Below are 14,389 nucleotides of genomic sequence, written 5' to 3' on the forward strand. Positions count from 1 at the left end.
GTTACACTCCACTGCTGCGGGCTAAATCCCGTTACAGAGAGACCCGAGCGCCCCTGACGATGCACATTTTGCTGATTGAAGACGACACCAAAACCGGCGAGTACCTGAAAAAGGGCCTTGGCGAATCCGGCTACAACGTCGACTGGACTCCGCACGGCGCCGATGGCCTGCACATGGCGCTGCAAACCGCCTATGACCTGATCGTCTTGGATGTGATGCTTCCCGGCATCGATGGCTTTCAGATTATCGAGCTATTACGCGCCAAGCAGGACGTGCCCGTACTGTTTCTGACTGCCCGCGATCAGTTGCATGACCGTATTCGAGGCCTGGAACTCGGCGCGGACGACTACTTGGTAAAACCGTTTTCGTTCACCGAACTGCTGCTGCGCATTCGCACCATTCTCCGCCGGGGCGTGGTTCGCGAGGCTGATCACTTTCACCTAGCCGACCTCGAACTTGACCTGCTGCGCCGGCGCGTCACCCGCCAACAGCAAGCCATAGTGCTGACCAACAAGGAGTTCGCGCTGCTGCATCTGTTTCTACGCCGCGAAGGCGATGTGCTGTCCCGGGCGCAAATTGCCTCGGAAGTTTGGGATATGAATTTTGACAGCGATACCAATGTGGTCGATGTGGCAGTCAAACGCCTGCGCAGCAAGATCGATCAGCCCTACCCGATCAAGCTGATCCATACCATCCGTGGCATCGGTTATGTGTGCGAGGTGCGGTCATGCGAACCCGACGCCAGCCATCCCTGACACTGCGCTCGACCTTGGCGTTCTCATTGGTGGCGATGCTCACAGTGGGTGGTGCCGGGCTTTATCTGTATCAGTCGATGAAAGCCTCGGTCATGATGAACAGCGACCATGCCGTGCTCGCACGGCTGGATCATTTTCGCAAACTACTGCATTACGAGCTGGCCATCGAGCAGCTGCGCGACAACCCGCAGATTCTGAAAAACATGCTCTTTAGCGAAGACGACATTTTCATCATCGGAGAGCCTGATCAAGAGCCAGTAATCAGGGTTAATCCGCTGAATGCAAAACTGCCCGACTTGCCAGAGATCAACCAAGAGAAAAGGCTAAGCGTGAGCGACCTGCGCAGCGGCATGACCGCCTCCGGTGCACCCTTGCGCGCCGCAACCGTGCTAACCAGCTCAGGCGGACGCGCAGTCCGTCTCACAGCCGCCCATGTCATGTCCAGGGAAATGGCCATGCTTGAGGCTTTTCGTCAGCGTATTTATTTGGCCGTGGGCTTGGCGTTTCTACTCACCGCTTTACTCGGTTACATCCTCCTGCGTCGCGGCCTGCGTCCGCTGCGTAAAATGGCTGCTCATGCAGCACACATCACACCGCAGCGGCTCGACAGCAGAATGGACAACAGCGAAACGCCGGTTGAACTGCAACAACTGAGCGACGCCTACAACGCCATGCTCGACCGTCTAGCCAATGGTTATAAGCGTCTGACACAGTTTTCCGCGGACTTGGCTCATGAGATACGCACGCCAATAGGCTCATTGATGGGGCACTGCCAAGTTGCCCTACGTCAGCCTCGCAGCGGGGACGAATACCAAGCCTTGCTGGTATCCAACCTTGAAGAGTTGGAGCGCATTTCGCGCATAGTTGAAAGCATTCTGTTTCTCGCCCGCGCTGATGAAGCCCAATCGGTGGTCAAGCGTGAACCGCTGTCACTGCATATCGAATTACAGCGCATTGGCGGATACTTCGAAGGTTTAGCCGAAGAACGGCAGATAACCATACACACCAGCGGCGATGGCACCCTTAATGCGGACCCCCTGCTGCTCCGTCGTGCCTTGAGCAATTTAGTCGCCAACGCAATCCGCTACGCCAACGAAGGCAGCGAGATTCTGGTGCGCGCAGTCACAGCTAACGGCGGCTGGCAGATTGAGGTAGAAAACCAGGGTCCTGAAATGAGCGAAGAGAGCTTAAGTAAATTATTTGACCGCTTTTATCGTGGCGACGCGTCCCGCCACCAAAGCTCAGACTCCTATGGCCTGGGACTGACGATCGTCGCAGCAATCATGCAGCTGCATGGTGGTGACGCAAGGGTAAAACAACCCAAGGCCGGGACGATTCGCTTTTCGTTGTATTTCCCTCAACCCTGAATGCCGCGTCCTCCTCTACCGTGAGATGGCTTTAACTCATATCGCACGGATGTGCTTATCCTGAGCATTTGATCAACCAGAACTGTGAACCTTTCACTGAAAAATGCTCGGCGACCAGCCGCTCACACTCGACCCACATTAATGGTGCGCTACTTTTGATGAGCCTGCTTGGATGGGCATATTGATTCCCGTAGCGCGCTATTTGCTGAAACCATTTGCGATTAGATTTCGACAGATACTTTCAGGTTTCCACCCACAATTTTACCTATGCTCCTGACAAAAGTGCACAGGTAACGTGCAGTGTTGACAGTGGTATCGCCATTCAGTGCCTCCCACACTAAGTCACAAGCATTAACTAACACCTAGTCAGTGCTTTCAACGTCAAACCAATGATTTACTGAGGGGGCACAACATGTCGGGTAAATTTGCAAACCAAGTAGCGGTCGTCACCGGCGCTTCGACAGGAATAGGCTTTGCCATCGCGAAAGCACTAATTGCTGGCGGTGCAAAGCGTGTCTACCTGACGGGCCGATCACCTGCAACATTGAACGCAGCGGTTAACGCGCTGGGCGAAAAGGCGGTAGCGGTGGTATCCGACGTCGTCAACCAGTCTGAACTTGATGCATTAAAAGCGCTCATTGAACAACAAGACAGCCAGTTGGACGCGGTATTTGCCAATGCCGGAATATGCGAAAAAAATCAATTCGGCGAAACCCCAGAGGCGGCCTACTTCAAGCTATTCGACATCAATGTTAAAGGGGTGTTCTTCACGGTTCAAACCCTTCTGCCGTTAATGAAGAATGGCGCATCAATCGTTTTGACAGCCTCTATCTGCTCAAGTAATGGCATGGAAGGTTTAAGCCTCTACAACGCGTCAAAGGCTGCAGTTCGCTCTTTTGCACGAACCTGGGCAAATGAGCTCAAGGGTCGAAAAATTCGCGTTAATGCATTGAGCCCGGGCTTTACCAGAACTCCATTAATGGATAACAGTTTGAGGATGAACGAGAGTCAAATTCAGGAACTTAGAAACCACGTCGAACACATCACTCCCCTGGGCTATATGGCGGAACCAGAAGAGATAGCCACTGCTGCGCTTTTCCTCGCGTCGAATGACGCAAAATACATCAATGGCGTAGAGCTCATGGTCGACGGTGGGTTGTCGCAGGTCGCAGGTTAGGTACGTTTAGGCTCTAGGCTTCGCAAACCTAGAGCCATCTGTTGCGCGAGGTGAGGACGCATATATCGAAAGCAGTGCTGCAATAATCAGTGATATTGCAATGCACAACATAGTCACGCTAAATGCGGCGGCGAGTGACGCAGGACTATGGACTGGATCTGCCAAGCTAAAGAAAACCCCACCCAGAATAGCAATGCCCAGCGCGCAACTAATTTGCAGCGCAGAGCTGACGACACCTGAAATCATGCCAGCGCCCCCCGGCGGCGCACGGTCTATAACGCTGCGAACGAGTGTGGGCAACGCCCACCCCTGACCGAATCCGATTAAACCTAAAGCGGCGACAACGACCTCCAGTGGTGGGCACTCTCCTGCGGGTGTCAGGGCTATGCAGAGACTTAATAACAGACAACCTGCAACCTCCAGCGTCATCCCTATTGCTGGCACGAAACGACCAAAAACATTAATGGCATGCGACGTGGTGAGTGGCCCAATAAAAAATCCAAGGCCACAGGGTATAAACATCATGCCTGCCATCAACGCACTAACACCCAGGGCATCCTGTAGATATATCGAGAACGTAAGAAAAAAAGCGGATACCACATAAAAGAACAGAATCCCGATCAAACCCAGCTGCAAACCGGGTGATTGGCCCAACTCAGGGCTTATAAGCGGTATCCCTCCGCGACGTGCCAGGGCGACTTCGTGGCGCCAAAAGCGCATGGCTACCACCGGTGAGACAGCCAACATCAACCATATCCACCATGGCCAGCCAAATTCCCGCCCTTCCACTAAGGGCACAATCAACAATCCTAATGCCAGCGTGCAGAGCACAACTCCGGACTTATCCAATGGCAGTGGATTCTGGCCGCGTGTACAGGGCAAAAAAGGTATACCTAAAATAAAAACAGCGGCTACGACCGGAAGATTGATCAGAAAAATCACCCGCCATCCCAACTGGAAAATATCGGCCGCGATCAGCACCCCACCGACGGCCTGTGCAATGACCGCGGCAAGCCCCATAGTGGCGCCGTATATTCCTAAGGCCCTTGCTCTTTCATGCTCTGGAAACAGCGTGTGGATTGATGCAATACCCTGTGGAGCCATCGCTGCGGCACTCAAACCTTGCAGCACACGCCCGATGATCAGCATTGAAGGCGATACCGCAAGACCACATATCGCTGAGGATGCACCGAATCCAGCAATCCCGCACAAGAAAACATTCCGCCGACCATAGAGATCGCCCATACGTCCGCCCGTGATAAGAAAAGCGGCATAAGCAACCGCGTAGGCCGAAATCACCAGCTCGATCTCGGCAGTGGTAATTCTCAGATCACTTCGAATAGAGGGCAATGCCACATTTACGATGAAAAAATCCAAGGGCGGCAGGAATGCCCCGACGAGCAGCACAACAAATGCAATCCATCTGCTGGAAGACGATGCAATCGCTGAAGAGTCTTTCATAATCATATCCAGAATTCCTAAGCCTCGGCGCGTACAGCCGAAACAGCTGCACATGCGTGAATTCTGGAACCTTGGATGGAGACTGCGTACTGCCATTACTGCAGACGTTCCGTTCATTTTTGTACGGGATAAGCAATGGAGTTGATTCGGTTCTATGGTTTTATCGTGAGCGAGAGCTGTCATCGAGCAGGTCGCAGAGCGTCTTTCCAGCGTGGATTGAAGTGACCGCTCAGCAACTGTGTGAAGGTTTACCTGTGACGACCAAATTCAATCAGTCAGGACCCGATCATATCGGCCGCAAGATCCGCGAGAGCACGCAACCGGTCCATTTGTCGCATATCTTGGTGATAGCCCATCCATATGTCGCGACCGGGCGGCGGTTCCCCTGCATCAACCAACTTGAGTGTCGGTAGCTTGTCACCGAGCGCACGCGGCAGTACTGCAACACCAAGGCCATTCGCGCACATTTGCGCCTGCACTGTTCGGCTGCTGCTGGTGAACACAGTTCGCGCTAGCGGATACAACTGCACAAGCCAATGCACATCGGGATAATGGGCTTGAGCTATGTTCATTGTGATTAAGCCAAGGCCCTCTCCTCCTGCCTTTGGCGGTGGACTTTCAGTGCTTATGTAAAGCCCGTAATTCATGGTTGTCAGTCGGCGCTGGACAATGTCAGGTTCGGTAAAAGGCACAATACGAAAGGCGATGTCAGCATCCCGGCGGGAAAGGTCGAATAACCTGTGTCCCGCTATGACTTCGGGGACAATCAACGGATAGCGTCGTGTCAGTTCACTCAGCACGGGCGACAACACATAACTGGCGAACCAGTCTGCGGATGAGATTCGCAATACCCCTTCGGGTTGATCATTATCACCCGCCAACCTGCGCTCGATAGCCAGCGCACTGCGTTCCATTTCTTCAGCCAGACAGAGGATTCTCTCACCACTGTCAGTAAGTATCAGTCCTTGAGCCGTACGACGGAAAAAAACCTGGCCGCTTACCTGCTCAAGCACATGAAGACGCCGCCCGACAGTGGGGTGACTGACGCCCAAGAGCTTCGCAGCCGCGCCCAATGAGCCGCTTCGGGCAATTGCCAGAAAGACACGCATGTCACCCCAGTCCACGGCGTACCCCACACAAAAATGAACATCAAGGTTGCATCAATGGCACTCCCGTAGCAATCCCCTGCTGCGCAAACTAAACCTAATGCACCTTCACCCAACGCAGGAAACGGGACACATGGTTAACATCGGATTTATCGGTACAGGAAGTATGGGACGGGCAGTTACTCCTGTGCTCATGAAGGCTGGCCATCACATTGTTTCGAGCTGCACGTCCTCGCCTCTCAGAAACTGGACGCCCATAGCCGGTTCGGAAGGTTTTGTATTCTCATGAAAGAACCACAAATTGAAGGGGTCACGACATGAAAAAAACATGGTTGATTACAGGTTGCTCTAACGGCTTGGGTCGTCATCTGGCTGAAGCGGTACTGAGCCGAGGTGATAACTTGGTCGCAACAGCTCGCGATATAGAAACCCTTAAGGACTTAGCGGATCGCTTTGCGCAGCAGGTACGGCTTGCTCATCTCGACGTCACGCGACCAGAGACAGCGGCTAAAGCTATTGCTGTCGCTGAAGAGGTTTTTGGAGGGCTCGATGTACTGGTCAATAATGCTGGATACGGTCTGATTGGCGCCGTTGAAGAGGCAGTCGCCAATGAATACCGACCTTTATTTGAAACCAATGTGTTCGGCCTGATCGAAGTTACCCGAGCCGCACTGCCTACGATGAGACGTCAAGGGAGCGGTCGTATCGTCAACATTTCGTCTGGCGCAGGCATAGCAGGCTCGGCAGGATCTGGCTATTACAATGCAAGCAAGTTTGCCGTCGAAGGCCTGTCTGAGGCACTTGCTCAGGAAGTTGCGCCGCTAGGTATCGCGGTAATAATCGCCAAGCCGGGGCCATTTCGAACGGCGTTTCTTGGGCGCTCAATTGTAGTTGCTGAGCAAAAAATTCCAGCCTACTCGCACACCTCCGGGAAACGACGCCAATACCGCAATACCAACAACGGCCATCAAGCCGGTGACCCGAGCAAAGCCGCAGCCGTGATTTTACTTGCTGTGGACAGTGATCAACCGCCTTTGCATTTGCCAATAGGTCCCGCCGCTTTCGGCATCTTCGAACGCAAAGTTGTCGCTGTTCGTAACGATTTTGCAGCGTGGCATAACGTGACAATCGCGACGGACTATTAGGTTGATCGCAACGCGTCGATACCTGAAATGGATAAAAGATGTTGTTCTCCACCGGTATCTCAGAGCGCTGTGGCGAAACTGGAGCAAAGCTTAAATACCTTGACCCCTAGGCCGAGAGCACATCCTGATTATTTAGTCTTATCCACAAACTGCAGCGATTACTCATTTCAATTCACCACGCAGCTGTTTTTCTCTTCACAACATTCAGGTGGAGCGATTGGAATACAAGCTTACCTAAGAGGCAGTTACAACGGCAGAGTGATGCCCATACGGATCCACTCTCACGAAAGGATCACCGTGATAGCTCTCAAGACCCAGTCGAATCGCCTGTAAACAGGACATTTTATGCAACCGTCAGATATCACTACCCAACTCATATCCTTTCGACAATCAATCGATAACATCGACGCAGCGCTGATTCATATGCTCGCCGAACGCTTTCGTTGTACCGATCAAGTGGGCAGGCTGAAGGCAGCGCATCACCTGCCTGCAGTTGATAAAGACAGAGAGCAGCAGCAATACGAACGACTGACAAAACTTGCTGAGGATGCCGATCTAGACCCGGTTTTCGTTGAGGGACTGATGCAGTTCGTCATCAGTGAGGTGGTCCAGCGACATAGGCAAATAGCCTCAGCGCATGAAGCCGCACCCTACTCGCACAACCCGACAACAAACGAGTCGTAACGCAATTAGCCGCTGTCAGGTTGACGACGCTCCATTACTCCCCTGATAGGATTAGGCAAACTTTGCAGAGAGTCTGGCATAGCTCGGGTGCAGGCAGCTTCCTACCATGGACAGACATCAACGGTAAGGAGTTACTCATGAGCAATCATAAAACCCTGTTCATCACCGGTATCAGCAGTGGCTTCGGCAAGGCACTCGCCAGCGAAGCCCTGGCTGCGGGCCATCGCGTCATTGGCACAGTGCGTAATGACATCGACTTGCAGGACTTTCAGGCGTTATCAGCAGGTCGTTCTCATGGGGTCATTCTAGACGTCACCGACTTCGAGCGAATTGACGACGTTGTCGCCGACACAGAAGCCCGTTTCGGTCAGGTGGATGTTCTCGTAAACAACGCCGGTTACGGTCATGAGGGTATATTTGAAGAGTCACCACTGGAAGAAATGCGACGCCAGTTCGATGTAAATGTGTTCGGAGCTGTTGCGGTCACCAAGGCATTTGTACCCTATTTCCGCCAACGACGCAGCGGCCATATCATTAACATCACGTCCATGGGCGGCACCATCACGATGCCGGGCATCTCCTACTATTGCGCGAGTAAGTTCGCCTTGGAAGGCATCTCCGATACATTGAGCAAGGAGCTCAAGCCCTTCAATATATTTGTCACAGCAGTCGCACCTGGCTCGTTTCGCACCGACTGGGCAGGTCGCTCAATGCTGCGCACGCCTCGTAGCATCGGCGACTACGATGCCAGCTTCGACCCAGTGCGTCAGGCGCGGAGTGAGAAAAGCGGAAAGCAATTAGGCGATCCGCACAAGGCAGCGCAAGCCATTTTGCAACTCATCGCCCATGACAACCCGCCCGCTCACCTGCTGCTTGGCAGCGATGCGCTGGGTTTTGTTCGCGAACAACTCACTCAGACTCTGCAAGAAATTGATAAGTGGGAGACACTGAGCCGATCCACAGATGGCTGAATGTCGATAAATCGAGGTTGCATATGGATCACTGTGCATCGCAGAAGCAACGAATTATCCAGCTGATGGAGCAGCTGGCTCCACAGGAGGGATACAACCTAAGCCCGTTGGGAGACATAAGATTTTTGCGTTCCAACCGCCCTCTCACACGCACACCGGTGCTCTACGAGCCTGGCATTGTAATCCTTTGCCAAGGTCGCAAACGTGGGTATCTAGGTGATGATGTATACATCTACGACGCCCAACACTATTTAGTGGTCTCAGTGCCGGTGCCTTTTACCATGGAGACTGATGCCAGCGAGGAGGAACCGATGCTGGCAGTCTATATGCGCCTTGATTTCAAGCTCGCAGGCGAACTGATGTTAGAGATCGACGAAGCGTTTGGCCTAACTAATGCAAAGCCTAAAGGCATGTACGCCTCGCCCATGGACGCGAAGCTATGGGAGTCGACTCTGCGCTTTCTTGAAGCAATGAGTCGTCCAGGCGAGGCTCGGGTGTTGGGACCTTCACTCGTGCGTGAAATCTACTATCGAATAATTACTGGCGAACAGGGGGGGTCCATGCGCGCCGCACTGAGTAAACAAGGCCATTTCGGCAAGGTCTCACGCGCCATTCGCAAGATACACAGCTGCTACAGTGAACGGCTTGATGTGGAGTTACTTGCACAGGTAGCCAGTATGAGCGTGCCCAACTTCCACTTACACTTCAGAACGGTAACTAACTCGTCTCCAATGCAATATCTCAAATCAACACGCCTTCATCAGGCTCGGTTGTTGATGTTACGGAATGACATGCCTGCAGCAGCTGCTGCGTTCGATGTGGGCTATGAAAGCCCATCACAATTCAGTCGAGAATTTAAGCGGTTGTTCGGCCGCACGCCTCACTCAGAAATCAAATGGATGAGAGCGACATACGAACTCCCTGAGCCACTAACGCCCTCTCTCTATGTATCCTCTCACTGAGCTGAGAAAAGTGATCCGTACTACTTGGTCGCTTACATGATCGCTTGCTTGGTCGCTTTACACAGTTTCGGCCAACGCCTGCCGCAAGGCCTAAAAGATAAACTCGACGCGCTATCCGATATTAGGCTTGGTGAGTTTGCGACAGTGCAAGACTGACACGACGGACGCACTTCACAAATTGGGGCTGGCGAAATCATTGCATAATTGTCAGCTTGGGCAGCTTCGCTGGCCATTGTTCAGATCTTGTTTGTAATAGTGACTGAGCAGGATCGCTTTACCTTCGTGCCAGGTTAGGTTCAGGACATAGAGCAAGTCGTATCCCCGCCACCCCAGTCCACGCCACTGCATCTTGATCGGACCGTTAGCTTGCCCCAAGATCAGTAGGGTTCCTTACGCACTTTTTAACCAAGAAAAAGCCGCCTTTCGGCGGCTGTTATTCACTCACGCTAGCTGACTGAACGACATCTGATTATCGGCATAAGCGCTTGCACCGGAACCCACTTGCTGAGCCCGCCAAGGGTTGGATTTTGCTGCGTCACCGCCCCCACTGATTGCCACCTCTGATCGCTCCTTTATGCGCTGAACGATCTTTTCCTCGATGGCGGACTGCTGCTCGGGCGGCATGGCATCCAGTTCATCCTCGGTCAGCCCTAACTCTTTGAGAATGCTATCGCGCATCTTCTCCGCCGGAGTCATGTCCATGTACTTTTTGAACTCATCAAGCGCCGCGCTACCGCTGCCGCTTGAGCTTTCACTAAGCATACTACTCTCAGTTGTACCGATGCCTGCGTTCTGCATGCCTAGCCGAAGCTTAGCAAACCCTTCATCAACCGCTTGCGCGGCTTGGTAAGACTCAACGTTATCCTCACGCGGGAGCTTAGATACTACAGCCGCGTTAGCCTTAGGAAGGGAAAACAGCGCGTCCTCACGAAAAGCACTTTGGCCCTTCGTGCCAACGGACGACAACCCTTTATAGCCTTCCAGAGTACCGATGCCTCCAATCGTACTCATTGCCTCCTCCTTAATCGAATGCGCACTGTGCGCCGCTACCTAAAAGCAAAACTCGCACCAACCGCAAAAAACCGCTTGTTTTCAAGCAATTAACTTATAAATAGTTGACTGAACGAACGTGGGATGGCAATGCATGGCCGGTCAGGGGCAAAGCTATGCCGCTGCTAAACTTAGTCGCTCATTTAAATTCAACCTTTCGTGGCTTCTGCCCCACTGAAAAGCGTATCCCATAATTGCTTTACACTATTGGTCATGTTGTCAGTACTGACAGGTAATAACTCACACCTGTCTTTGTAGCGCTTCGCATATATAACTTCATTAACATGCATAACGGTGCCGTTAACTTTTTCCCGGTCGGAAAACGGTAATATCCCTACAGGTTTAAATCCATCACGTTCCAGCATTGCCTGCATGCCCTTAGATTTTAGGGTCACAAATGAATACGCCATGGCAACGCCTAAATACTCAGCCAGTGCATCCATTATATAGCCGGCGAATATAGACGCACCAGAACGCCTGTGTTCAGGCGAGCACACTCCGTACTTACCCATTAATGTACAACTGTCATCATTTTTCTCAATGCAAATGGCCGAGATAATCCGCCCGTCATATCGACCCACATAGACAATGATATCGCGTTCTTGCTCACCCTTCAGGTATACCCTGTCGTGATAAAAGGATGCATCGCTGTAATACCTACCAATACCCACAACCAAGTCCGGAAACCACTGCTTCATACCAGCGACCAACTCAGGAATATCTGCCCTCGCCAGTTGATCGTATATATAATCAGCCGGTGTCGCGGTATCTGCCGGCAAATGACTTAATAAAGGCCAGGATTTCTTTAGCATCGTTAGATTACTCATTCGGTTAATTAAACTAACGTAAAGCACGGTTTGCGCGTGTGAGCATGCTTTAGAGGTCGAGGTACTTATGTAAAATATTTCGTGCAGGTCTAGTTTATTGAAGGTGCGATCTCAAGGTGTGCGCGGTTGCATCACTGTATTCAACAACGGCATTCCAACCCTTAAGCGGTTGATGTTTTCGGCCACGCCTTTGGCTATTTCGGCCAACGAATCATTGGTAATCCCCGCGATGTGTGGCGTAGCAATGACGTTGTCCATCTGCAACAAAGCATGTGTGGGATTTATCGGTTCTTGCCAGTAAACGTCCAGTCCTGCACCACCCAATCGCCCGGTACGTAGCGCTTCCACAATCGCCTGCTCATTGACCAGCCCTCCTCGCGCCACATTGATCAACAATGCCTGGCTGGGCAGGCAGGCTATTTCCCTGGCGCCGATAATTCCCCGTGTTTCATCCGTCAACCGGGCACACATGATCAGAATGTCAGTTTGTCGCAGGCACTCCTCTTTCTGGTCCAGCGTGAAAAATTTATGCAGTTGGTATTTAGCAATTTTATCGGCGTTCGCTTCGCGAGACAGGCCAACTAACCTCACGCCAAATGCACGGAGTCTTGTTGCTATCGGCAACGCAATTGCTCCCAGCCCGAACAGGCACGCTGTACGACCCGCAAGCATTCGTCCTGAAGGGGCTCCGAGCACACCCGTGCGTGTATTGTGCTGAGCCGTGGCTAATTGACGGAGTAATGCCAAAATCATCAGGACTGCGTGTTCCGCAACAGAGTCAGCATTGCCACCCGAGGCGGGTACATAGGCGACAGAAATACCCAGTTTTTCAGCGGCATCAATATCAACGCCTTCCAAGCCTACGCCCCATTGTTGAACTAACCGGCACTTGCTAGCGGCCATTATAGACTCATCAATGCGAAGCATTTTCGGAATAAGAACGTCGATATCCGCCGGCAGCGTATCTACGCTATCCCCGGACCAAACAATGACTTCATCACCTTGTTCCACCGGAAGTGCCCTAAGCAAGGCGTTCGTTGTATCTGGAAACGTGTTACCGCATAAAACAATGCGCATCGCTTACTCCTGCCGCACATTAATCGTGATCAAAAGAATGGCTGACCACGAGAACGTTACGCTTATATATACCTGTCGAGTAGCCGCATCGACTAGAGCATCAGCATGCTGCAAGGACAACACTGATAGTTGGTTAACGTCGTGATAGGTAATCACCTAAATGTATCGACGAAATTTCAAAATACCCTTGCCTTGTAATCTACTGTATCCGCCGCGTGTTTCGACGGCCTACCTAAGTGTCACGCCGATATATCGAATCGTCTTTATGACCTGCTCTTTTCGTTATTACGGCGGCCTGACACGGCTCGGCGACCGACAGTGTTTAACTTGTCACCACAGCGCTAGCTTGAGGCGACAGTCTTCGCCTCAAGATAAGACTCCAGACCAAAGACGCCAAACTCTCTGCCAAGCCCAGACTGTTTTACACCGCCGAACGGGGCAAGAAGGTCAGGAACGACTCTGTTGATCAGCACAGTGCCTGCTTTCAACTCTGTGGCCATACGCTGGGCACGCTCGTGCGAGCTTGAGAACAGATACGCCTGCAATCCGTAAACCGTGGCGTTTGCAAGTTCAATGGCTTGTGCTTCATTGTCATAGGTCAGGATTGATAAAACCGGCCCGAAAATTTCTTCGCGGGCGATGTCCATATCTTGGCTGACGTTGGCAAATACCGTTGGTTGCACAAAATAGCCTGTCTCCAGCCCGGCAGGCTTGCCCTCCCCCCCGGCAATGAGTGTGGCTCCTTGCTCCTGTCCACGTCGGATGAAGTGCTGTATACGGTCGTATTGAGCCTCGCTGGCCAATGGACCGATAACGGTAGCTGGATCATGGGGATTGCCAACGACTATCCCGTCAACGAGCGCCTTAATCCGTTCCACCACCTCGCTTAATCGTGAGCGAGGCACCAACAGGCGGGTGCCAGCAACACATGCCTGGCCGTTGTTCATAAACGCCGCATTCAATGCCAAGGGCAACGCAAGGTCAAAATCTGCATCCTCGAGCACAATGGCGGCCGACTTGCCTGTGAGCGACAGACTGATCCGTTTCATCGTATCGATACCCGCATGGGCAATGAGCTTGCCGGTTTGCGTAGACCCCGTGAATGAAATCTTGGCGATATGCGGACTGGTACTGATTTCATCGCCAACATCCTGGCCTCTGCCAAGCACGAAGTTAAAAACTCCGTTCGGTAAATCAGCCCGATGGAGAGTCTGAGCGAGCACTTGAGCTTGGAATGCACTTAACTCACTTGGTTTGATGACCGATGCACAACCCGCCGCGATAGCGGAAGCCAGTTTGCTGCAAATTGTGCCGGCAGCGCTATTCCACGGCGCAATCAAGCCGACGACACCGACAGGCTCCATAAACACCCTGGCCCCACCAATGTTGCGTTCCAGCTCATAGTCAGTCAGGGTTTGCGCGGCATTGGCGAAACATTGCGAAGCATACTGGCTGGCCCATTGGGCTCGTGCCAAAGGGGCGCCGTATTCTTCGATGGCGCTGTCACGTAGTTGCTCGGTACTCGCCAAAACCGCTGCCTGAAGGCGCTTAAGCATATCGATACGCTGTGCCTTGGTGGTTCTAGCCATGGTCACTTGCGCACGCGTCGCGGCGGCGATAGCGTCTATTGCATCATCACGATTGGCGAGCGTAACCCTGCCAACAATCGCTTCTGTCGACGGGTTAATGCGCTGTACAACTTCATGCCCCTGCACGGTCACAAAACGGCCGTCGATATAAGCCTGATTTATGTTGCGCATCCTAGGTACCTCAGTGTTGTGGACGGATAACCACAATTTAAGGCGCC

General features: G+C 52.5%; 14 protein-coding genes. 8 read left to right on the forward strand and 6 right to left on the reverse strand.

What is annotated here, in order from left to right; translation table 11 throughout:
- The first annotated feature begins 59 nt into the window (after positions 1-59).
- From AACY09_RS00880 to AACY09_RS00890, 3 genes are all read left to right on the forward strand, one after another.
- The gene (locus tag AACY09_RS00880) at positions 60-755 is read left to right on the forward strand and encodes a heavy metal response regulator transcription factor (RefSeq protein WP_339485520.1); all 696 of its coding nucleotides are present in this window, start codon (positions 60-62) and stop codon (positions 753-755) included.
- Positions 728-2,122, forward strand: coding sequence for a heavy metal sensor histidine kinase (locus AACY09_RS00885; RefSeq protein WP_339485521.1), 1,395 nt, complete (start codon positions 728-730; stop codon positions 2,120-2,122). The genes AACY09_RS00880 and AACY09_RS00885 overlap by 28 nt, the downstream gene beginning before the upstream one ends.
- A gap of 412 nt (positions 2,123-2,534) precedes the next feature.
- Positions 2,535-3,299 (forward strand): SDR family NAD(P)-dependent oxidoreductase, encoded by a 765-nt coding sequence (locus AACY09_RS00890; RefSeq protein WP_339485523.1) that lies wholly within the window; start codon positions 2,535-2,537, stop codon positions 3,297-3,299.
- 6 nt (positions 3,300-3,305) lie between these two features.
- Here AACY09_RS00890 and AACY09_RS00895 read toward each other — a convergent pair whose 3' ends face one another.
- Positions 3,306-4,766: an MFS transporter gene (locus AACY09_RS00895; protein WP_339485524.1), complete on the reverse strand. Its 1,461-nt coding sequence runs from the start codon at positions 4,764-4,766 to the stop codon at positions 3,306-3,308.
- A gap of 269 nt (positions 4,767-5,035) precedes the next feature.
- A complete protein-coding gene (locus tag AACY09_RS00900) occupies positions 5,036-5,884 on the reverse strand; it encodes a LysR family transcriptional regulator (protein WP_339485525.1) in 849 nt (282 codons plus the stop codon).
- 115 nt (positions 5,885-5,999) lie between these two features.
- On the opposite strand from AACY09_RS00900, the gene AACY09_RS21965 reads away from it, so the two are divergent.
- The 5 genes from AACY09_RS21965 (at position 6,000) to AACY09_RS00920 (ending at position 9,628) form a co-directional block, all read left to right on the forward strand.
- Positions 6,000-6,155: an NAD(P)-binding domain-containing protein gene (locus AACY09_RS21965; protein WP_445323753.1), complete on the forward strand. Its 156-nt coding sequence runs from the start codon at positions 6,000-6,002 to the stop codon at positions 6,153-6,155.
- A 28-nt stretch (positions 6,156-6,183) separates the two neighbouring features.
- Positions 6,184-7,011: an oxidoreductase gene (locus AACY09_RS00905; RefSeq protein WP_339485526.1), complete on the forward strand. Its 828-nt coding sequence runs from the start codon at positions 6,184-6,186 to the stop codon at positions 7,009-7,011.
- A gap of 345 nt (positions 7,012-7,356) precedes the next feature.
- Positions 7,357-7,695 carry a chorismate mutase gene (locus AACY09_RS00910; RefSeq protein WP_339485527.1) on the forward strand — a complete coding sequence of 113 codons (339 nt, stop codon included), beginning with the start codon at positions 7,357-7,359 and terminating at the stop codon, positions 7,693-7,695.
- A gap of 137 nt (positions 7,696-7,832) precedes the next feature.
- Positions 7,833-8,666: an oxidoreductase gene (locus AACY09_RS00915; RefSeq protein WP_339485528.1), complete on the forward strand. Its 834-nt coding sequence runs from the start codon at positions 7,833-7,835 to the stop codon at positions 8,664-8,666.
- Between the two features lie 23 nt (positions 8,667-8,689).
- A complete protein-coding gene (locus AACY09_RS00920) occupies positions 8,690-9,628 on the forward strand; it encodes an AraC family transcriptional regulator (RefSeq protein WP_339485529.1) in 939 nt (312 codons plus the stop codon).
- A gap of 441 nt (positions 9,629-10,069) precedes the next feature.
- Here the strand turns inward: AACY09_RS00920 and AACY09_RS00930 are convergent, their stop codons facing one another.
- The 4 genes from AACY09_RS00930 to AACY09_RS00945 all read right to left on the reverse strand — a co-directional run bounded on the left by AACY09_RS00930 (position 10,070) and on the right by AACY09_RS00945 (position 14,342).
- Entirely contained in the window at positions 10,070-10,639 is a 570-nt protein-coding gene (locus tag AACY09_RS00930; protein ID WP_339485530.1) for a hypothetical protein, read from the reverse strand.
- A gap of 188 nt (positions 10,640-10,827) precedes the next feature.
- The gene (locus tag AACY09_RS00935) at positions 10,828-11,490 is read right to left on the reverse strand and encodes a hypothetical protein (protein WP_339485531.1); all 663 of its coding nucleotides are present in this window, start codon (positions 11,488-11,490) and stop codon (positions 10,828-10,830) included.
- Between the two features lie 126 nt (positions 11,491-11,616).
- The gene (locus tag AACY09_RS00940) at positions 11,617-12,582 is read right to left on the reverse strand and encodes a 2-hydroxyacid dehydrogenase (RefSeq protein WP_339485532.1); all 966 of its coding nucleotides are present in this window, start codon (positions 12,580-12,582) and stop codon (positions 11,617-11,619) included.
- Positions 12,583-12,923: 341 nt separating this feature from the next.
- Positions 12,924-14,342 carry an aldehyde dehydrogenase family protein gene (locus AACY09_RS00945; RefSeq protein WP_339485533.1) on the reverse strand — a complete coding sequence of 473 codons (1,419 nt, stop codon included), beginning with the start codon at positions 14,340-14,342 and terminating at the stop codon, positions 12,924-12,926.
- Positions 14,343-14,389 lie beyond the last annotated feature (47 nt).

Origin of the sequence: Pseudomonas sp. EL_65y_Pfl2_R95, assembly GCF_963971045.1 — a bacterium.
GTDB lineage: Bacteria > Pseudomonadota > Gammaproteobacteria > Pseudomonadales > Pseudomonadaceae > Aquipseudomonas.